This is a genomic window from Brevibacterium sp. AGC70, from assembly GCF_057334195.1.
In genome coordinates this window covers 128800-149599 of sequence record NZ_JBHFIH010000019.1, presented here as the reverse complement: position 1 = coordinate 149599, position 20800 = coordinate 128800, and the positions used below count along the sequence as shown (strand labels likewise).

At 63.1% G+C, this 20800-nt stretch carries 17 protein-coding genes and 1 tRNA gene; 13 read left to right on the top strand and 5 right to left on the bottom strand.

All coding sequences use genetic code 11. From position 1 onward, the window contains the following. The first annotated feature begins 81 nt into the window (after positions 1-81). From ssd to ACE03M_RS18320, 8 genes are all read left to right on the top strand, one after another. Positions 82-1089 (top strand): septum site-determining protein Ssd, encoded by a 1008-nt coding sequence (gene ssd / locus ACE03M_RS18355; RefSeq protein WP_143922104.1) that lies wholly within the window; start codon positions 82-84, stop codon positions 1087-1089. Further along, positions 1086-2255, top strand: a complete 1170-nt coding sequence (locus ACE03M_RS18350) for a TadA family conjugal transfer-associated ATPase (RefSeq protein ID WP_143922103.1) — start codon at positions 1086-1088, stop codon at positions 2253-2255. The genes ssd and ACE03M_RS18350 overlap by 4 nt, the downstream gene beginning before the upstream one ends. After that, positions 2255-2932 (top strand): type II secretion system F family protein, encoded by a 678-nt coding sequence (locus ACE03M_RS18345; RefSeq protein WP_143922102.1) that lies wholly within the window; start codon positions 2255-2257, stop codon positions 2930-2932. Before ACE03M_RS18350 ends, ACE03M_RS18345 begins: the two co-directional genes overlap by 1 nt. A gap of 5 nt (positions 2933-2937) precedes the next feature. Beyond that, complete coding sequence (locus ACE03M_RS18340) at positions 2938-3528, top strand: type II secretion system F family protein (RefSeq protein ID WP_485935444.1); 591 nt, start codon at positions 2938-2940, stop codon at positions 3526-3528. Between the two features lie 91 nt (positions 3529-3619). After that, a complete protein-coding gene (locus tag ACE03M_RS18335; protein WP_143922100.1) occupies positions 3620-4222 on the top strand; it encodes a GNAT family N-acetyltransferase in 603 nt (200 codons plus the stop codon). A gap of 170 nt (positions 4223-4392) precedes the next feature. Next, positions 4393-4767 (top strand): DUF4244 domain-containing protein, encoded by a 375-nt coding sequence (locus tag ACE03M_RS18330; RefSeq protein WP_143922099.1) that lies wholly within the window; start codon positions 4393-4395, stop codon positions 4765-4767. A 1-nt stretch (position 4768) separates the two neighbouring features. Beyond that, complete coding sequence (locus ACE03M_RS18325; RefSeq protein WP_485935443.1) at positions 4769-5194, top strand: TadE family type IV pilus minor pilin; 426 nt, start codon at positions 4769-4771, stop codon at positions 5192-5194. Further along, complete coding sequence (locus ACE03M_RS18320) at positions 5191-5508, top strand: Rv3654c family TadE-like protein (RefSeq protein ID WP_143922097.1); 318 nt, start codon at positions 5191-5193, stop codon at positions 5506-5508. The genes ACE03M_RS18325 and ACE03M_RS18320 overlap by 4 nt, the downstream gene beginning before the upstream one ends. A 28-nt stretch (positions 5509-5536) precedes the next feature. Here ACE03M_RS18320 and ACE03M_RS18315 read toward each other — a convergent pair whose 3' ends face one another. Beyond that, positions 5537-7813, bottom strand: a complete 2277-nt coding sequence (locus tag ACE03M_RS18315; protein ID WP_485935442.1) for a DEAD/DEAH box helicase — start codon at positions 7811-7813, stop codon at positions 5537-5539. 55 nt (positions 7814-7868) lie between these two features. On the opposite strand from ACE03M_RS18315, the gene ACE03M_RS18310 reads away from it, so the two are divergent. Further along, positions 7869-9587 carry a DUF7059 domain-containing protein gene (locus ACE03M_RS18310; RefSeq protein ID WP_485935441.1) on the top strand — a complete coding sequence of 573 codons (1719 nt, stop codon included), beginning with the start codon at positions 7869-7871 and terminating at the stop codon, positions 9585-9587. Positions 9588-9722: 135 nt separating this feature from the next. Further along, positions 9723-12554 (top strand): type I DNA topoisomerase, encoded by a 2832-nt coding sequence (gene topA / locus ACE03M_RS18305; protein ID WP_485935440.1) that lies wholly within the window; start codon positions 9723-9725, stop codon positions 12552-12554. A 115-nt stretch (positions 12555-12669) separates the two neighbouring features. On the opposite strand, the gene ACE03M_RS18300 is transcribed toward topA, so the two are convergent. Both ACE03M_RS18300 and ACE03M_RS18295 read right to left on the bottom strand, forming a co-directional pair. Further along, positions 12670-13161, bottom strand: a complete 492-nt coding sequence (locus ACE03M_RS18300; RefSeq protein ID WP_485935439.1) for a GNAT family N-acetyltransferase — start codon at positions 13159-13161, stop codon at positions 12670-12672. A gap of 62 nt (positions 13162-13223) precedes the next feature. Next, a complete protein-coding gene (locus ACE03M_RS18295) occupies positions 13224-13958 on the bottom strand; it encodes a lipoate--protein ligase family protein (protein ID WP_485935758.1) in 735 nt (244 codons plus the stop codon). 115 nt (positions 13959-14073) lie between these two features. On the opposite strand from ACE03M_RS18295, the gene tmk reads away from it, so the two are divergent. Beyond that, complete coding sequence (gene tmk, locus ACE03M_RS18290) at positions 14074-16782, top strand: dTMP kinase (RefSeq protein ID WP_485935756.1); 2709 nt, start codon at positions 14074-14076, stop codon at positions 16780-16782. Further along, entirely contained in the window at positions 16783-17940 is a 1158-nt protein-coding gene (locus tag ACE03M_RS18285) for a DNA polymerase III subunit delta' (protein ID WP_485935438.1), read from the top strand. It abuts the gene before it with no gap. A 3-nt stretch (positions 17941-17943) separates the two neighbouring features. On the opposite strand, the gene ACE03M_RS18280 is transcribed toward ACE03M_RS18285, so the two are convergent. Both ACE03M_RS18280 and ACE03M_RS18275 read right to left on the bottom strand, forming a co-directional pair. Next, on the bottom strand, positions 17944-19035 hold the full coding sequence (locus ACE03M_RS18280) for a M20/M25/M40 family metallo-hydrolase (RefSeq protein WP_260848062.1): 1092 nt from the start codon (positions 19033-19035) through the stop codon (positions 17944-17946). Between the two features lie 112 nt (positions 19036-19147). Next, positions 19148-20059 (bottom strand): GNAT family N-acetyltransferase, encoded by a 912-nt coding sequence (locus ACE03M_RS18275; RefSeq protein WP_485935437.1) that lies wholly within the window; start codon positions 20057-20059, stop codon positions 19148-19150. A gap of 126 nt (positions 20060-20185) precedes the next feature. Here ACE03M_RS18275 and ACE03M_RS18270 point away from each other — a divergent pair. Beyond that, positions 20186-20258: transfer RNA gene (locus ACE03M_RS18270), tRNA-Thr, on the top strand. Positions 20259-20800 lie beyond the last annotated feature (542 nt).

The window sequence follows — 20800 nt, the reverse complement described above, 5'->3', positions numbered from 1 at the left end:
CCCCCCCCCCCCTTCCGTCTTTTGTCCACAGCCCATCGTGTGGACCTGTCGTCAGGACCTGCTGCGGTCCACGCTGACTCCATGCAGGTAGCACTCATCACCGACCTCGGCGCCATCACCGACGAATGCGCACGAGTCGCCGAAAGCATCGGCATTTCACTCAAGGTCCTGCCTCCGGACTCTGGCGGCTGGCAGAACGCCTCCCTCATTCTCCTCGGCGAGGATGTTCGTGAAGCTCCGGCCACTGACCATGCGAACCGCATCCTCGTCGTCCTCGACGGGGACGAACCCAGCTCGGCGTGGAAACGAGCGGCCCACCTCGGCGTCGAACAGTTGGCGGTTCTGCCCTCGGCCGCGGAGTGGCTGAGCGGACGCATGATCGCAGCCGTCGAACCGCCGGTGGCCCCCGGCGTCACTGTCGGTGTCGTCGCCGGGTGTGGAGGAGCGGGCGCCTCAGTGCTTGCCTGTGCTCTCGCCCGCCGTGCCGGACCGGATGTGAGCACGGTCCTCGTCGACGCCGATCCACTGGGCGGTGGACTCGATCTGGTGCTCGGGGCGGAACAGGTTCCGGGCCCGCGTTGGGCCGATCTCAGCGCATCACGGGGACAGCTTCGACCCTCGACGCTGAGTCAGGCGCTGCCCCGCCACGACGGTCTGGCCATCCTGTCGTGGGGCCGCGACGACATCCTTGACCTCGACCCGGACGTATTCGACGACTTCCTGGCAGCTGCCGGACAGGCGTTCGAACTCGTCATCGTCGACTTGCCTCGCCACGCCCCACCACAGTGGACTCGTCGCTGCCATCACGTCCTGCTCGTCTCCCCGGCACGGGTCCGGTCCGCAGTCGCAGCGTCTCAAGTCGCCAAACGCCTGTCCCAGTCCCATCCCGACGTCCGTCTTGTCGTTCGCGACACCGGCGCCGGAGGTCTTGACGCCGAGCTCCTCGCCGAATCCATCGGACTCGACCTCGCCGGCAGCATCCGTGACGATCGTGGCCTGTCCGCCGCCGTCGACCGGGGCGAGGGCATCCCCGGCGGGGCACGACTGGGAAAGCTCGTCGACCGGCTTCTGGGGGAGTGGGTGGAATGAGCGAATGGCTCGACGCCTCACTCGTGGCAGAGGTCCGCAAGACCCTGCTCGACAATCCGGGGCCGGTGACCACAGCTGCCGTCGCCGAGGCGGTTCAACGCACCGGGCGGGTGCTCGGTTCCAGCGCTCTCCTCGAACTCGTGAACCGATTGTCCGCGCAGCTCTCCGGAGCAGGCCCCCTCCAATCAGTGCTCGAAGTCGCTGACACCACCGATGTGTTCGTCAACGGACCACGTGAGATCTTCGCCGACACCGGAACGGGGCCCCACCTTCTCGACCTGTCCTTGGGTTCTGAGGACGAGGTGCGGTCTTTGGCTGTGCGCTTGGCGGCTCTGGGCGGCCGCCGTCTCGATGATTCGAGTCCGTTCGTCGACGTCAGGCTGCCCGACGGGGTACGTATGAATGCGATCGTTCCACCGATCTCCGGTGAGCACACGACGATCTCCTTCCGAGTTCCTCGGCACGCCGGCTTCACCTTCGACCAGCTGCTCACCGGCGGATTCATCCCCGAAGAAGTGCACGAACTTCTCATCTCGGCGGTCCGATCCCGAGCCAACATCCTCATCTCCGGCGGCACCGGAACCGGAAAGACGGTCCTCCTCGGCGCGCTTCTGGGCCTTGTCGATACAGAGCACCGCATCGTCATCGTCGAGGACTCCCGAGAGCTCATCGTCGGACACTCCCACGTGGTCCAGCTCGCCGCACGTCAGGCCAATGTCGAGGGCGGCGGTGAAGTGACGCTGACGGACCTCGTTCGAAACGCCCTTCGGATGCGGCCCGATCGCCTCGTCGTCGGAGAGTGTCGAGGCGCCGAGGTGAGGGACATGCTCACCGCGCTGAACACCGGCCACGAGGGCGGCAGCGCCACGATCCACGCGAACACAGCCGAAGCCGTTCCCAGCCGCCTGGCAGCACTGGGTGCATTGGCGAACATGAGCCCACAGGCCGTGTTCTCCCAGTTCTCAACGGCAATCGACCTCGTCATCCACCTGCGCCGGATTGGAGCCGACCGAGGAATCACAGAACTGGCCATTCCCACCCGGGAGAGCAGCAGCGGAGTGACAATGGAACCCGTCTGGGGCCGACCAGCCCCACTGTCCGAGGGCACCTTCAACCGTCGAGCCCTGAGCCGATTCGAAGCAGTGCTCGAGCAGAAGGCTGCCTGATGATCACCGCCATCGCCGTGCTGGTGGCCGTGAGCATCATCTTCAGCGCACCGCTTGACCCGGCATCGCGACTGCAGGATCTGCTCCGCACTCGAACGTTCAGGGACGACTCTCGCCGAGGTGGACGACAGACCAAAGATGAACCCGAACACGACAAGTTGTGGGCCATCGCGGCCGTGGAGAACTGTGCGCATCTGCTCAAGGTGGGAATGACTCCGCAGGCAGTGATGGCGACCCTGAGTCGGCAGAACGCGCAATTGGCACCGATCTCTCGTGCGATCTCCTTGGGCGAGGAACCTGGACGAGCCATTGCCACAAGGGGTGCAGCATTGTCACCTGCTGCCGCCGAAGTGTTCGCCGGAATGTCATCGGTGTGGACCGTGTCGGAGCGTTCCGGTGCACCCGCGGCCGACATGATTCTCCGCTATGCCAAGGCACAGCGCAGTGCCCTCGATGCTGATCGGGAGAGACGTATAGCGATGGCCGGGCCTCGAGCGACAGTCCGAGTCCTCAGTTGGCTGCCGTTGATCGGGGTCGGTCTCGGGTTGCTCATCGGCGTCCAACCCGGTGAATTGATCTCAGGACTTCCTGGCCGGCTGAGCATCGGCGGCGGTCTCGCTCTCTATCTCGTCGGGCGCTGGTGGATGCGACGAATGATGGCTCGGGCGGAGCGCTGATCGATATGACCACAGTCCTGATGGGAGTGTTCATCGCGATGGGAGTCCTGTTGTGGTCGGGCAGATCCGACGGGCGGCTGCGACGCCTGCTGAACGGTCGGAGCGAACGATGGCAAAGCGGTGTCGAGGCGTCCCCGCGGGATTCGCTGCTGGACTCGAAGGACCAGTCTCGGGTGGTCGATGACCTGCTCGCCTTCGACCTCGATCTCGTGGCAATCTGCCTCACCTCCGGCCTGCCGATCCCGGTTGCTCTGGCATTGACCGCCGAGGCGACAGGCGACAGGTCTGGGCTTGGGCGAATCTCGCGGTCCATGACGATCGGGGGCCAGGACCTGTCCGACGATGATCGACTCACCCCGGTCCTGGAAGTCTTCGAATTCTCCGAACACACAGGCGTCGGACCCGCACCACTCATCGAGTCCGTGGCGAAGGAGCTGCGGGACTCGTCCCGCAGGCGCAGGCAGGAGGCGGCGGCCGCTCTGGGCGTCAGACTCGTGGTACCGCTCGGGGTCTGCATCCTCCCAGCCTTTCTGCTGCTCTCGGTCGTCCCCGTGGTCATTTCGCTGCTGTCGGACCTGAGAACTGTCTTCTTCTGACAGCACCTCTGACCCATGGGTCGACCACGCTTACTGACTGTCGTGAGTGATTGTCGACCGACCGTTCAGCTGGCCTTGGTAAGGTCGGGGGATGGCACCGGTTACGCCCTTCAATCAACTGTCCAACGTCGAACAAGCCGAAGAATACGCCGACAAGCTCTTCACGGGTCGGCACGTCAGGCTTCGTCCGCTGCAGCAGGAGGATCTGCCCTACCTCGAACAGTGGTGGTTTGATCCCTCGATCGTGGTCCTGCAGAACCACACGGTGCTGCCGCGTCCCGAGGGCGGGGTGTCCGAACAGTTCGCACTGTGGAGCGCGAACAAGGACACCGATGCGGTCGGGTTCAGCATCGAGCTGCTCGAGACCGAGGAATTCGTCGGTCACGTGACACTCTTCGGTCGGAATTCGATCAATCAGTCCGCCACCTTGGCCATCGTCCTCGGGCCCGAGTTCCACGGTCGCGGCTATGGCTCCGATGCCGTGCGTCTGGGTATCAAATACGGCTTCCTGCAGCTGGGACTCAATCGTATCGAGCTGCAGACATGGGCGTTCAACACCCGCGGCATCGCTTCGTACACGAAGGCCGGATTCGTCGAAGAGGGACGTCGCCGTGAGGCTGTATTCTTCAACGGTCGTCGTCACGACGAGGTCCTCATGGCAATACTCAAAGAGGAGTGGGCCGGCCGGGGCTGACTCGTGTGCTTCAACCTGTGGAATCGGCCTCGACTCGTGTGCGTTTCGGCTGTGGACGCTGAACCTGTTTCCACAGCCTGATTGTGAACTCTGGACGTGAATCCTCGTCTCATCCAACACTGAAACTCTCATCGCAGACCGCGAAAGAGGGCTTCAACGAGGAGGAGACTATGAGCATAGAGACAAAGCAGACTGACTGTGACGGGCCACCCTACCCGCAATGGGGTCAGGCGCGAAGCGTTGATATCAGCGATGTCGATTGGGCCGGAACAGGCCCGTACTACGGCACCGGCGCCTGGTCGAACACCGGCACCGGCACCGATGCGGATGCTGCTGCAGGTGCCAACGACGGTGAAGAATTCCGGGGAGAGGATGGCACTCCAGAACCCTGGGGTCCCGACGCGGGGGCAACGACCGCAGAATATGCGATCACCACCCTTGCTGCCTGCGGATTCGCGGCGCTTCTGGTCGTCATCCTGAAATCGGAACCGATCAAAGAACTCGTCACCGGCGTCATCCAGACCGCCCTCGGGCTCGGAGCCTGACATGGCGATCGGATGCTCCTGTGACCCACGGAGACAGAAGCAGCACCGGGATGCGGGAACGGCCACCGCCGAATTCGCTGTGGTCATGCCCGCCATCGTGCTTCTCATCATCGTAGTCACAGGGGCAGCCGCCGTCGGCTTCTCCCAGTTGAGAGCCTTCGACGCAGCCCGATCTGCCGCCCGAGAGATCGCCCGCGGTGAACCTCAGGCAGCGGTCGTCACCGAAGCCAAGAAGCACGCTGGAAATGCGTCCGAGGTGTTGGTCCGCTCCGAGGGAGGATATTCGACGGTGACCGTCACCATCGAACTCCCCGCAGCGATCATCTTCCTCAGCGAAGTCGAAGCAGCAGCGACGGCGCGAACAGAGGGAAGTCGCTCCACTGCCGGCGAGGCCCTGGGCCAGCCCCATTCAGGCAGACTGCCGTGACGACCATCGTGGTCGGGCTGTGCTCGATGATCCTGGTCCTCGTCACCGCTGTCGGCGGCCTCAGTCAAGCTTTCGCAGCCCACAGCACAGCGCAGAGTGCCGCCGACCTTTCGGTGCTCGCGGCAGCCGACGCCGTTCGCGGACTCGCCACCGGCGATCCCTGTGACATTGCCAAGGAGGTCGCGAAGCGCAACGGCGCAGTCGTCAATGACTGCCGAGCCTCAATGTCGGAGCAGAGCGCATATGTTCAAGTCGAGGTCGACATCCCCGGCCCGCTGCCGAAGGTGAAGGAAAAGGCCGTGGCCGGGAAATAGACGGAGTGGTCAGAATCGACGGAGATTGTCAGTCCAGGACGGTGCGCAGCAACCGCAGAGCCGCATCCTTCTCCAACGGTTCATTGCCGTTGCCGCATTTTGGTGACTGCACGCACGAAGGGCAGCCGTCTACGCATTCGCACGCGGCGATCGCATCACGTGTCGCTGCCAGCCATCCTTTGATGACCTCGTAGCCGCGCTCGGCGAACCCGGCCCCACCGGCGAGTCCGTCGTAGACGAAGACCGTGGCCATGCCGGTGTCAGCGTGCAGGGCGGTGGAGACGCCGCCGATGTCCCACCGGTCGCAGCCGGCGAACAGCGGCAGAAGACCGATCGAGGCATGCTCGGCTGCGTGGACGGCACCGGGCAGGTCGGCATGGACGATCTCGGCTTCGTCCAACAGCGTCTGCGGAATCGTCCACCACACGGCTTTGGTCTGCAGAGTGCGTTCGGGCAGATCGAGCTCGTGTTCGGCGATGATCGCCCCACCGCGCTTGGCCCGCATCCGGTAGGCGATGACATGGTCCTTCACATCGACCGTTCCGCTGTGCACGGACACACCGGAGGAGAGAGTCCGCTGCTGATCGGTGTCGACAATGTCGATCTCGGTCTGGGACCGGGCCTGCGTCGTGTAGTCGACCTCGGCACGTTCGACCAGCGCCACATGATCCTCGAGATCAAGGTCGAGGACCATGAAGTCGGCGCCCTGATGCGTATAGACCGCACCGGGATGAGCTCCAGTGAAAGCACCGGACTCGTCGACGGTGCCCAACAGCGCACCCGTGCTGGCCTCGACGAGACGGAATTGTCCACCCCCGCTGCCACGGATGTCGGACATGTCCGCCGCCGACGAGTCCTTCGCCCAGAACCACCCGGTGGGTCGTGCGCGCAGGAGCTTTCGTTCGACCAGGTCAGCGAGCACCTCGGCGGAGTTGTCGGGGAAGTGAACGAGGTCCGACTTCGTCAGCGGCACCTCGGCGGCTGCGGCACACAGGTGCCCGCCCAGAACATGCGGATTGCCGGGATGGATGACACCAGCATCGACGGGAGCATCGAAGATGACCTCGGGATGGTTCACGACATAGGTGTCCAGCGGGTCATCACGGGCGATGAAGACGGCCATCCACCGCTGTCCTGCACGTCCCGCACGACCGGCCTGCTGCCACAGTGATGCCAGGGTTCCGGGCCACCCGGAGATGATGACGAGGTCGAGGCCCGAGATATCGATCCCGAGCTCAAGGGCATTCGTCGATGCCACTGCCAATAGGCGTCCTGATCGCAGTGCCGACTCGAGGAGTCTGCGCTCCTCGGCAAGGTAACCGCCGCGATAGGCCGCGACCTTGTCCCTCAACGAGTCGTCGACCTGACCGACCTGGTCACGCACGGTCGACGCCAATGCTTCTGTGCCGCGGCGGGAGGCGATGAACGCAATCGAACGATAGCCCGCGCACATTGCGTCGGTGAGGATATCTGCCGCTTCGACAAGGCCGCTGCGGCGCTCGCCGCCGGGTGAGACCGGTGGCTCCCAGAGAGCGAAGCTGCCCGAGGCGCGGGGAGACGAATCCTGGCTCACCGCGTGCACTTCGCGTCCCGTGAGCTTGGAGAACGCCTCATCCGGGTTCGCCATCGTCGCCGACGCTCCGATGACCACAGGGTGAGCCCCATAATGCGCGGCGATGCGCAGCAGGCGACGGAGGATCAGTGCCACGTGGGAGCCGAAGACTCCCCGGTAGCGATGGGCCTCGTCGATGACGATGAAGCGCAGCGACTTGAATAGCCGAGCGAACCGTTCGTGCTGCGGCAGGATCCCGCGGTGGAGCATGTCCGGGTTGGTGAAGATGATGTTCGCATGCCGTCTGGCCCAGTCCTTCGACGCTTGGGAGGTGTCCCCGTCGTAGGTCGCAGGCCGCATGCCCTGGACGATGAGCTTCTCCAGATTCGCCAACTGATCAGCGGCCAAAGCCTTGGTCGGTGCGATGTAGATCGCCGAAGAGGTGCGCAGCTTCGCACGTGTGCTCTGAATTGATTCGAGGACCGGCAGCCAGAACCCCAAGGACTTCCCCGAAGCAGTCGGAGTGGCGATGACGACGTCGGAACCGTCCCTCGCCGCCTGTGCTGCCTCACGCTGATGGTCCCACAGCTGATCGACGCCGATGGCATGACAGGCGTGTTTGAGCTCCTGATCTATCCACTCCGGCCAGTCCGACTCATGTTCGAACCGCTGTGGAATATCGCGCACGTGGACGATCCGTTCATCCCTGGCACCGAATCCGGTGACGATGTCGAGAAGAGCAGAAGAGGCCATGGCCCCAATTATGGCGCAGTCAGAGTCGTCGGGATGCAGTCGCTAGGATTTGTGTGTGATTGAACAAGACATGACCCTCGTGGCAGACCGACTCTACCGGGCCGGATACACCGAGCCACGGCTCCGACAGTTCTGGGGTGGACCCATCGCCTCCGCGCTGGTGCGCAACAACGCGGCGCCCGCGATCCATTTCTGTCAGACGGTGCTCGAATCCGCTCAGACACAGCCACAGACGGACGCACAGGAGCCGGGTGACGCTCCACAACGGTTCGACGAGCACCTGGCGACGCTGGCCATGCTCTTCCACTTCCATCGCGAGGTCAGCACCGAAACTGCTCGTGCAGCCCTCGGTGACGACGCGTTCGATATCGCAGTCGACGGCGGACTGCTCGTGACCAGCAGTCGTAGCACGACAGACAATGGTGCCGGGACTTCGAACGCCGAGGTGGGGGAACCGGGACACGTGTCCGCTCCGTTTGCGGTCACTCCCTATGATCTGCCGGTCGGGGTTCCACGCGGGTTCCGCCCCGGCGACGAAAACCTCTATCTCGTCAGCGACCATGGAACTCTCATCAATCCCGATGTTCTCGACGGCGACTTCGTGCTCGGACTCGGCGGGGCCGGACGCACGCTCGTGGCACTGACGCCGCGTGAGCATGTCTCCATCTCCGCAGACATCGGCACCGGGTGTGGGATCCAGGCTCTGCTGTTGGCCCGGCACAGCGACCGCGTCATCGCCACCGACATCTCCGAGCGCGCTCTGCACCTGACAGGGCTCAGCGCCGGACTCAATGGCGTGGACAACATCGAACTCAGGGCAGGATCCATGCTCGAACCGCTCAGCGAACCAGTCGATCTGCTCGTGTCCAACCCACCCTTTGTCATCACCCCGCGCACGACTGTGGCCAACTTCGAATACAGGGACGGCGGGATGGCCGGCGACCGGCTTGTTCGGTCCCTGTTCACCACGATTCCCGACCACCTGCACCCGGGTGGACGGTCCGTCTGCCTCGGGAACTGGGAGACCACCTCGGCGGTGGATGCAGGGCCGGAGGCCTGGGTCACGGACCCGGAGACCTCGGTGCTCGTCATCGAACGTGAGGGCCTCGACCCCATCGCCTATGCCGAGACATGGATCAGAGACGGAGGCATCCCTCGTGCCAGCGAGGACTGGAACGCGGCAACTGCAGCCTGGATTGAGGACTTCGACACACGTGATGTGACCGAGGTCGTCTTCGGATACGTCATCATGCACAGAGCAGAGCACACCTTGGACACAGATAACGATGTCCCAACAATTGCCGACCACACGATTGCCGGCAACGGCGAACAGCCGTCCTCCGTGTTCAAGGCCAGGGTCAGGACGACCTCGGCGATAGCGAACAATCCGCATGGACTCGGACAATTCATCGCGACCACGTTCGCGTTGCGGTCGTGGTTGGCGACTGCCGGCGCCGAAGAGATCGCGAACACCATATTCACCCGCTCCCCGGACCTCGTCGAGCACCGCCACCATATGCCCGGAGAATCAGACCCGAGCTCGATTACTCTGGAGCAGGGCGTCGGATTCGGACAGGTCTTCGACCTTGACACAGCCCTGGCCGGATTCGTCTCGGTCGCTGACGGAAGCTTGACTCTGCGGCAGACAGCGGCGGCTCTTGCACAGCTGCTCGACGTCAATCCGACCGCACTCGAAGACCAGCTCATCGCTCAGGTGAGACAACTCGTCATCGCCGGTGCGCTGTTGCCTGTGAACGAGGGGAAGCAGGAATAACGGTAGTATCGAAAACCGTTGCCGTTGACGTTCACTGCATCAACCCGATGCAGGTCGGGCACGATCATCAGTGTTACATTGGGCCGGATCGTCCGTTTATTCGATCAACCGGCGCCGTGAGAGGAATGTGAAAGCGTGACCACAACCGAGAAGCAGCCCCGCCGTCTCGTCATCGTCGAGTCCCCGACGAAGGCGCGAACGATCGTTGGGTACCTCGGAGAGGGTTACGACGTTGAAGCGTCGGTCGGCCACATCCGCGACCTTCCCACCCCGTCCGAACTCCCGGCAGACATGAAGAAGGGACCGTACGGAAAGTTCGCTGTCGACGTCGACAACAACTTCGATCCCTACTACCGCGTCGACCCGGGTAAGAAGAAGAAGGTCACCGAACTCAAGCGCCTCCTCAAGGACGCCGACGAACTCTATCTCGCAACAGATGAGGACCGCGAAGGTGAGGCCATCGCCTGGCACCTTCTCGAGGTCCTCAAGCCGAAGATCCCCGTCAAGCGCATGGTCTTCCACGAGATCACCCCCGAGGCCATCGAGCGGGCTCTGGCGAACACCCGTGAGATCGACACCGCTCTCGTCGATGCACAGGAGACTCGCCGCATCCTCGACCGCCTCTACGGCTACGAGATCTCGCCCGTCCTGTGGCGCAAGATTCGCGCCGGACTCTCCGCCGGTCGTGTTCAGTCGGTGGCAACCCGTCTCGTCGTCGAACGTGAGCGCGAACGCATGGCCTTCGTCTCCGCCGATTACTGGGACCTTGATGTCGACCTGGGGCTGCCCGACGGCACCAGCCCGTTCGCCGCGAACCTTTCGACCCTCGACGGTGCTCGCGTGGCCTCAGGCCGAGATTTCAATGACAAGGGTGAGCTGAAGAACTCATCGGCCACCGTCGTCGACCAGACCAGGGCCGAAGCGCTGGCCACGGAGCTCAACGGCACCGCGAAGGACGCGCTGACGGTCACTGCCGTCGAGTCGAAGCCGTATTCGCGCAAGCCTGCGGCACCGTTTACGACCTCGACCCTGCAGCAGGAAGCCGGCCGCAAGCTGCGCATGAGTGCTCGTCAGGCCATGCGCACCGCCCAGTCGCTGTACGAGCACGGTTACATCACCTACATGCGTACCGACTCCTCTGCATTGTCGGGCCAAGCGATCTCCGCGGCACGGAAACAGGTGACTGAACTCTACGGTCCCGAATTCGTCCCGCAGTCACCGCGTACCTACTCGGGTAAACAGAAGTCGGCGCAGGAGGCCCACGAGGCGATCCGTCCCTCGGGCGACTCCTTCCGCACCCCAGCCCAGGTCTCGAAGTCGCTCAGCGGCGAAGAGTTCCGTCTCTACGACCTGATCTGGAAGCGCACCGTCGCCAGCCAGATGGCCGATGCCAAGGGCAAGACCGCAACTATCAAGGTCCGCGCCGACCTTGCTGACGGCCATGATGCGGGCTTCAGCGCCAGCGGCACCGTCATCACCTTCCGCGGATTCCTCGCAGCCTATGAGGAGGGCACCGACGCCGGACGCTACGACACGAAGTCCGGCGAATCCCGTCTTCCGCAGGTCGAAGAAGGTCAGGCCCTGTCCGTGGTCAAGGCCGAAGCCGACGGACACACGACGGCTCCACCGCCACGCTTCACGGAAGCCAGCCTGGTCAAGCAGCTCGAAGAGCTCGGCATCGGCCGACCTTCGACGTATGCTGCCACGATCTCCGTCATCCAGGACCGCGGATATGTCACCTCCCGCGGCAACGCCCTGGTGCCCAGCTGGTTGGCTTTCTCCGTCGTGCGCCTCCTTGAAGAGCACTTCACTCGGCTTGTCGACTACGCGTTCACCGCCGACTTGGAATCCGAACTCGACCGGATCGCCATGGGCGAGGAAGACCGCAAAGCGTGGTTGGCCCGCTTCTACTTCGGTGACAAGTCCCAGGATCGCGAAGGACTCAAGGAAGTCGTCGACGACCTCGGTGACATCGACGCCCGCGAGGTCAACACCGTCGTCATCAGCGAAGGCGTGAATCTGCGCGTAGGTCGCTATGGCCCCTACCTCGAGGTCCCGGCCTCCGAAGAGGGCGCGGATCCGAAGCGCGTGTCCGTGCCAGAAGATCTGGCCCCGGACGAGCTGACCGCAGCCAAGGCCGCCGAACTCATCGAATCGCAGGGTGATGGCGACCGTGAACTCGGTGTCGATCCGGAGACCGGACACACGATCGTGGCGAAGAACGGGCGCTTCGGCCCCTATGTCTCCGAGATTCTTCCCGAGCCCGAAGAGAAGCCCAAACGCGGAGCGAAGAAGCCGAAACCGCGCACCGGCTCACTGTTCAAGTCCATGGACCTGAACTCGATCGACCTTGGGACGGCACTGACCCTGCTCAGTCTTCCCAGGGTCGTCGGCCAGGACGAAGAGGGCACCGACATCACCGCCCAGAACGGGCGCTACGGTCCGTACCTGAAGAAGGGCACGGACTCACGGTCGCTGACCGACGAAGAGCAGATCTTCAACATCACCTTGGACGAGGCACTGAAGATCTACGCCCAGCCGAAGCAGCGCGGTGGCCGTCAAGCCGCAGCACCATTGAAGGAACTGGGCGAGGATCCCATCTCGAAGAAGCCGGTCGTGGTCAAGGACGGTCGCTTCGGCCCCTACGTCACTGACGGTGAGTTCAATGCAACTCTGCGCAAGGACGATACGGTCGAGTCGATGAACATCGGCCGTGCCGCCGAGCTCCTGGCGGAAAAGCGTGCGAAGGGTCCGGCTAAGAAGAAGGCGCCGGCAAAGAAGGCACCAGCCAAGAAGGCTCCCGCTAAGAAGACGACGGCTGCCAAGACGACCGCTGCAAAGAAGACTCCGGCGAAGACAGCTGCGAAGTCGACGGCAGCCAAGAAAGCCACGACGGCCAAGTCGACGACGGCAACGAAGTCGACAGCCGCCAAGAAGACCACAACGGCTAAGCCGAAGACACCCTGAGGTCGTGATAGGAAGTTCTGGGCCGATTTCTCTACGGAGGATCGGCCCACTTCTTCTTCAAATCGCACTGGTGATGTCGGCGAACTCAGCATCTCAACACCAGTCAGCCTCGCGACTAGTGAACGGCTGATTCATCGGCGAGCAAGTGCAGGGCCTGACCATCGAGACGGAAGGTCTCCCACTCGTCCTGAGCTTTTGCGCCCAGCGAGCGGTAGAATCCGATCGAGGGTTCGTTCCACTTGAGCACGCACCACTCGAGTCGGGTCAGCCCCCGTTCCTGGCAGATTTGGGCCAAGCGTCCCAGCAGGGCTTTGCCCGCCCCGTTGCCGCGATAGTCAGGGTCGACGAACAGATCCTCGAGCCAGATCCCGTTCTTTCCAGTCCAGGTGGAGAACGAATGGAACCAGATTGCGATGCCGATGATCTGCCCGTCCACCTCGGCGACGAGCCCATAGGTGTTCGGACAGCCATCGTCTGGGAACATCACCGCAGCGAAGTCGTCCTCGGTGGCGTCGACCGCGTCGGGTTCCTTCTCGTACACGGCCAGAGCATGGACAAGTCGGAGAATGTCCGGCAGATCGTCCTTCGTCGCCTCGCGCACATTCATGAGGTCACAGTCTCCAATCGCTTCAGCGTCACAGTGCAGGAATTGTCACAGTTCTAAGGGCGTCACAGCACGTGAGTGCCGGTTTTCTCCGGCAGCGCCGCGAGCTCGTCGGCGGTGGGCTCACCGGGCGTGTGCGGATCGGCAGAGGAATAGTAGGAGGCGAAGGCCTCGGCGACGGCATCGGTCGTGATCTCGGGGTGGACTTCACTGATCGAACCGCCCGTGGCCGGGGCCCACTCGATGCCCAGGGCCGCCTCGACGTCGGTGAGGACAGCACGGATGGGATCAGGATCCTCGACGATCACGGACGACGAGAACAGCCACGCACCCGAGACCACCCGCTGCGCGGTTCCGATGGCCTTGATCCGACCGGCCACGTTGACGCTGTGCTCACCAGGGCAGTATTCACCGGGAATCTCGCCGAGGCGGGCGTCGACTCCGATGCCTCGCAGCACTTCGACGTAGTCCTGCCCGAACCCGGTGAACCTGGCAGTCGTGTCCTTGATGAAGGCATCACTGGGTTCGATGTGGTCGATGACCAGGGACCCCCGGTGATAGGCTGCGGCTCGCCCGCCGAGGCTGCGCAGAGCTGGAGTGAAACCGTGATCTCGGGCTGCTTCGACGGCGCTCGGGAACCCGGGGAGGAAACGGTCCCTGGCACCGAATGCCACCGTCGGAGCGGGGCTGTACATCCGCAGGGTCGCCCCGCGGCTGCCATGCTTGACCGAGTCGAGGAGGACTCGGGCGAAGGCGAGCTCCTCGATCGGACTCAGTCCGGTGGTCGCAACTGCTGACATGGCGGTATTCGTTGTGTGCACGCAATCAAGAGTAGATGATCAGGCGTCAGTGAGAAGAGATCCGGCCCGTTCCAAGAGATATGTCAGTCGCGGCAGATATTGTAGAGCTGTGAGTATGTTGACGACTACAGGACATCGACTTCCCGGAGCCCCTGGCCGGTTGGTTGCCGAGACCGCTGCTTGGGGCGCACTGATAGTGCTCGTGGCGATCAGCTATGTCGTGGCGGGCACCAGTGGATTCTTCGCCACGATCGGTGGTCGGGCGTTTACCGCAACGGCCGACAGCATCGGTGCGGGAGGCTTCGACAACCAGCTGGGAAGCGTGTCTCTCCTCATCGTCTTCGTCCTCGCCGGGGCCGGACTGTTCATTCCGCAGAAGATCTTGGCGAGCAAGGGCCCAGCCGTGCGCAAACTGGCGCTCAGCATCGCAGCTGTCGTCGAGGCAGGGCTGCTCATCGTACTCTCCCTCGCGCCGAGTGCATGGCTGACCTGGGTCACCGCATTATTCCTCGGAGCCGTCGTCGGCCTGCTGATGAGCATCAACCCGTTCACGAACGAGAAGCCGTGGCGTCGAGTCGGCATCCCCGCAGCGATCCTCGTCTTCGTCGCATTCGCCTTCCAGATCATCGGTGGGTCCGCAGCAGGCACTCAATCCCTGGGATGGATGAGTCTCCTGGTGGGCATCGCCATGGCCGTCGGCGCCGTGATCATCTTCCTCACCCCCGAGCGCGCTCTCCACGCCGAAGCAGCGACAACCGGCGCATTCCCCTCGACCAAGGCACGTGTGGCCAGACCCGCCGCGACCATTAAGATGCCGTGGGTCTGCATCTCGCTGTTCGCAGTGCTGGGAACCACCGTCATCCTGGCCCAGCCGACTGCTGTTGAACACAGCTTCGGCCAAGCCGGCTTCGCCCTCATGATTGCGTCGTGTCTGGTGGGTTGGGCCATCGGCTTCGAGATGGGGCCCACCTTCGCGCCCGGAATGTCTCGGCCGCGCGTCTCCGCCTTCGCGTTGACCGTGTCCGGAATTCTGCTGATCGCCACAGGAGCCATCGGCGAGCTCTCCGGCAAGGTCGTCCTGTCCGCAGTCATCGCCTTCCTCGTCGGAATCGGAGTGCGCTCACAGCCCTATGACTTCTCGCGGCGGATCGGAGCCGTCGGCGGGGCGGTGGTCGCCCTCATCCTCAACTCCATCGACTTCGGCATCACCATCCCTGTCGGCTCGGCCATGGAATGGTTGCTGGCCCCCAGCGACGTTGCGTTCGGAATCTTGGGATTGGCCGCTCTGGTCGCCGGAGTCATCGGACTCTTCATCTTCGACCCGCACGGTCTCCAGGGACTGTCCGTTGACATCGTGCATGGATTCCGTCCGCCCAGCGCCGCCGAGAACGGAGCGAACGACGGTATCGGAAACTCCGCGGAACGACTGGGAGCCGGATTCTTCATCGCCATCGAAGGCGGCGATGGTTCGGGAAAGAGCACACAGATCAAGCGAATCTCACAGACCCTGGCCGACGAGGGACACAACGTCGAAGCGACCCGGGAACCAGGTGGAACCGAATTGGGGCGACAGATCCGTTCGGTGCTATTCGACTCCGAACCTCCGAGCCCCCGCACCGAGGCGCTGCTCTTTGCCGCCGATCGCGCCCACCACGTGGCCTCGTTGGTCGATCCGAGTCTCGACGGCGGAAACATCGTCATCACCGACAGGTACATCGATTCGACGATCGCCTACCAGGCTGCAGGCCGCAACTTCGACCCGAAGACGATCTTGGCGCTGAGCAAATGGGCGACTCAGGGACTCGTCCCGCATCTGACAATCGTCCTGGACATCGATCCCGAGACCGCTGCGGCCAGGATGGGCAAACGCAGCGAGAACAACTACCTCGACGAGGAGAACCGGCAGTTCCACCAGCGGGTCCGTCAGACCTACCTGACCCGTGCGCACAAAGAGCCCGACCGGTACGTCGTCCTCGACGCATCGGTGTCAGAGGATGAATTGACCGCCGAAATCCTCACCGCTATCCGCACCCGGCTGCCGCAGCAGGTGGGCAGTACGGCCGCCACCGACGCAGGTGTCGTCACAAGCACGTCAACTGACGCCGAGGTAGAGGAGAACCATCCCTCCGAAGCCGTCGTCGGTGCGTCCGCCGCGGAGTCCGATGAGGGGGTGTCGACTACCGCCGACGAGTCGGTCGCACCCGAGCCCGGAGTCCGATTCGTTCCAGCTTCGAACGAACGGTTCATCCCGCAATCCGCTGACCGCCTCGAATCCGAAGAGCGCAATGACGGCGTCGAAACTGAGAGAGTCGACCTTGGCGCTGATCTGCGACAGCCAGACGAACAGGGCGATGATGAAGCGGCCACCGCGGTGCTTCCGACTCACGCAAGCGAACCTGAGGCCGAATCTGCACCTGAGTCCGAATCTGCACCTGAGTCCGAACCCGAGGTCGACGAGGATGCGGCCACCGCGGTGCTGCCGACCCGCGGAGTTGCGCCGAGTGCTTCCTTGGCGGATGACGATGATGAGGACGCTGTGCCGACGAATGAGATCGCAACGCCTGACTCGGAAGAAGCAGAAACCCGTGTGGTCGACCCCCGCAGTGGTGACGGGACTCCACCGAGGTCCGAGGCTCAGCCGGGTGGCGGGACCGACGCAGGTGACGAAGATGCAGCGACAACGGTGCTGCCCATGCGAAACGCCCGACAGATGAGCCGAGAGCGACTGCATGCCCAGGCTGAGATCGAACGTCAGGCACGCGAGCGGCTGCGCAAACAGCGAGAACGCAACCATCAGCGCTTCAACAACCCGGAAGGTCACTGAGTGAGCGTCTTCAATGAGCTCGTCGGCCAGGACGAGGTCATCACCCAGCTCAAGTACGCACTCTATTCACCGGGCGCGATGACCCATGCCTGGCTATTCACCGGCCCCCCGGGGTCCGGTCGATCCAATGCGGCTCGGGCCTTCGCTGCGGCGCTGATCTCCGGCAGCGAGGAGCCCGACGAAGTCACCTCGCGCGTGCTCAAGGGGCATCACGAATCGTTGACGATCATGTCGACTCAGAAATCGGTGATCGCCATCGATGAAGTGAGGGAACTGGTATCGAGAGCGCAGTCAGCCCCGGTCAACTCCCCGTGGCGAGTCGTCATCATCGAAGACGCGGACCGGATGAGCGAGCGGACCGCCAACGTCCTTCTCAAGGCCATCGAAGAACCGCCCCCGGCCACTGTGTGGCTGCTGTGCGCGCCGAGTCCCATCGATGTGCTCACCACGATCCGTTCTCGATGCCGGCCCGTTCGCCTGCGCATCCCCTCTCGGGACGCCGTGGCACAGCTCCTCATCGAACGCGACCACGTCGACGAGGACAGGGCTCAGTGGGCAGCCGCCGTGGCACAGAACCACATCGGTCGGGCCAAGTACATGGCGCTCAACGATTCCGCCGGTGAGGAGCGCAAGCAGATCCTCGCGATCCCAGGGAAGCTGACTTCGGTCGGCGCGACGATCCGCTTGGCGGGACGCATCGTCGATGAAGCCGCAGAGACCGCAAAGTCTCGTGTTGAGGAACGCAATGCTTCTGAGCGCAGCGATCTCATGGCGACTTTGGGCATCGAATCCGAGAAGTCCATCCCTCCCTCGGCGAGATCTCAGATCAGGAAGCTCGAAGAGGAGCAGAAGCGCCGGTCGGTGCGCGCCCGCAATGACGAACTCGACCGAATCTTCCTCGAACTCATGAGTCTCTACCGCGACATCCTCATGCACCAGTTGGGGATCCGCGAGGGATGGATCAACGCCGGAGAAGGCGATCTCATCGCCGAGCAGGCGAACCGGGACGGACCTGACACGACTCTGCTGCGCATCGATGCCATCACCGAGGCGAGACGACGGCTGCAGACGAACATGTCGCCCGTGCTCATCGTCGAATCGGCATTCGTGCTGCTGTCGAACCCCTGGCTGCTCGAGGACCGTACTGGGGCGCTTTGAGGTTCAGTCTTCGGTGAGAAGTTCACCGACCAGAGCAGTCGTGAGCTCAACACGGCGAGGGATCCACACCTGAAGGGCATGCTCGGTTCTCGCATGCGAACCCCCGCCCACAGTGCCGAGTCCGTCAATGGTCGGTGTTCCGACTCCGGCTGTGAAATTGCCGTCCGATCCACCGCCGACGGCCACGGACCGCAATGGCGGGTGCCCCAGGTGAGCACTCAGTCGCTGAGCTCGGGCGTAGAGCCCCATTGCCATATTCTCCTCCAGCGGGGCTCGGTTGATCCCACCGAGGACGTCGACCTTGGCCCCAGCCACAGTGGGGGAGAGGGAGCTCATGATTGCGTCGATGCGTTCCTGTTCTGCGACCGAGGCGGCTCGGGAGTCGACACCGACAACAGCCTTGGCCGGCACGGTGTTCGTCGTCGAACCGCTGTGCATGACGGTCGGCACAACCGAGGTCCCCGCAGACGGATCATGAAGGCCCGCGATCTTGACGACCTGGTTGGCGACCTCGATCGTGGCGTTGATGCCCTTCTCCGGCTCCACACCCGCATGAGCGGCCAAACCAGTGACTTCCAGTGAGTAGATGGCGACACCTTTGCGCGCGATCTTCACAGCCCCATCGGGTGCGCCGCTTTCGAAGACCAAAGCCGCCTTGGCTCCACGGGCTTCGTCCTCGATGATCTGGCGTGAGCCGGGGGAACCGAGCTCTTCGTCTCCGGTCATGAGGATGCTGACGCCATCGAGGTTCCCGCGCTCCTCGCGCAGACGCGCCATCGCATAGAGAGCGATGAGCAGACCGCCCTTCATATCGTCGGCGCCCGGTCCACGCACGACGCCGTCGGTGACCGAATAGGGGAAATCGGCAAGAGTGCCGGTGGGCCACACAGTGTCGTGATGGCCGATGAGCACGACCTTGCGGGGCCCGGGCCCGAAGCGCCACAGTACGTGTGGGTGCGAGTCGGTTTCGATGATGTGAGGGGCTGCCCCCAGCAGACCGGTGCCGATCCGAGAGACGAGCCGAGCGCTGCGGGCCAATGATTCGGGATCCTGGGAGAACGACTCACATTCGATGAGCGCCTGGAAATCACTCATGAAGTCCTTCGAGTCGAACTCGACCACGTGCGTCACCCTTTTCTCTTGTGGAATGTCTGTCTCCACCAGGTTAACCGGTGAACTGCCGCAGAGACGTCAGGGCTGGGAGGCTTCAACTGCCTCGGCGAAGATCCTTCACCTGGGGGCGAGGAATGTAGCCGGCAGACGAATAGGCGGCGACGGCGCCCCTGTTCGAACTCTCCGTGCAGACTGATGCTGACGATGATCCCAACTGCTGCAGGCGTCTTGCCGCAGCGATCGCCATGGCTTTTCCATAGCCGTGACCCTGTTGGTCACGGTGGACAGCCAATGGTTCGAGCAGTCCGGGACGGTTCGGACCCGCAGACCATACGGTCGTCACGGCGACCGGCAGACCGCTGTTGTCATACCCCATTAGGCACTGTGCTTGGGAGGAGAAAGGGCCAGACATCATCGTGTGCCATCGGTCGACGAATCGTTGTCTGTCGTCAGCGGTGTAGGGCACACCGCGAAAGGCCGACCAGTGAATGGTCGTCCAGGCCGCAGCATCGTCTGGCCCGGCAACTTCAACTCCGATGTCGGGTTGTTCCACCGGCAGACTCAAGTCACGATTCATCGGCGTCCACGGCTCATCGTTGCCCCATCCGCGGGCTTTCAGAAGATCGCAGAGGCGAATCGCTCCCCGAGCTTCGACGAATGCCGCTCCCTTTTCGAAGACAGAGGTGTCCGTCCTCGAAGCAGTCCTGTCCGATGAGTCGATGTCGGATTCGATCTGCCGTGCCAAAGCGTCATCGTGAGTGAGATCCGGGTCAACAGACAGACGTAGAAGGTTCTCGCCGTCAAGCAATCCGATTGCCAGGATCCTGTCCAGGCATCGCCAGACCCGCAGTGCCTGAGCTGTTGCCTCTGCACCTCTCAGCGAATACCAGCCCAGGTCTCCGGTGTGGAGGTGAAGAGGGCCGGCATCGGACTGCCATCGATCGAGCACAGCACCGATATCGGGAAGTTCTGAGACCTGAGGGACGTTCAGCACAACGGTTCTCATGTTCCTCCTGAGATGGGGAGAGAATGCGCAGGGAAGTCCAGCATATGTGAGCTGTGTTACGTCGCTGGGGTTCGGCTGCGTTCCTTTTGACCAGGAGTCCTGGTTTTGGCTAGAGTTAGCTCGGTTGCCGCCTTAGCTCAGTCGGTAGAGCGATTCACTCGTAATGAATAGGTCGCGAGTTCGATTCTCGCAGGCGGCTCGTCCATCCTCTCCCACCAGGCTTGACGGTCTGGGGGAGGGGATTTTTCTTGCTCAGAGCTACGAATGACACGCTTTGCACGCACTTGTCGAGCACACCAACGGCACTCGCGGGACCAATATTGAACCGCTGGGCACAGTGTTTCGCCGTCACACCGATCTCGGAGTGGCCCAACTACTTGGACGCATTGTCCACACCATCCGACGTGTAACCAGGTAGCTTAAGGTAAGGGTGAAGCGCGAAGGAACTAGCCATCTGCAGCAATCTGACTCGATCGACGACGTCCGGAGCGTAACTGTAGGCGGCATCCACATCCACGAGTCTCCACGAGTCCGTCGAATACGATGGTGTAACTCTCGAGTGATCAATCGATGCGTCGGTACAACGCCTCACAAGCCGCCGCAGTCTGCGCAGTCTTCTTCAGGTCGCGAATCAGCCGGTCATACTTCGACAGCTCGTGCAAGGTGCCTGGAACCATATGCGGCAGTGTGCCACGGGAGGCTGAATCTCATACTTATGAGGGTCGTGAAGAAGCGCGGCGG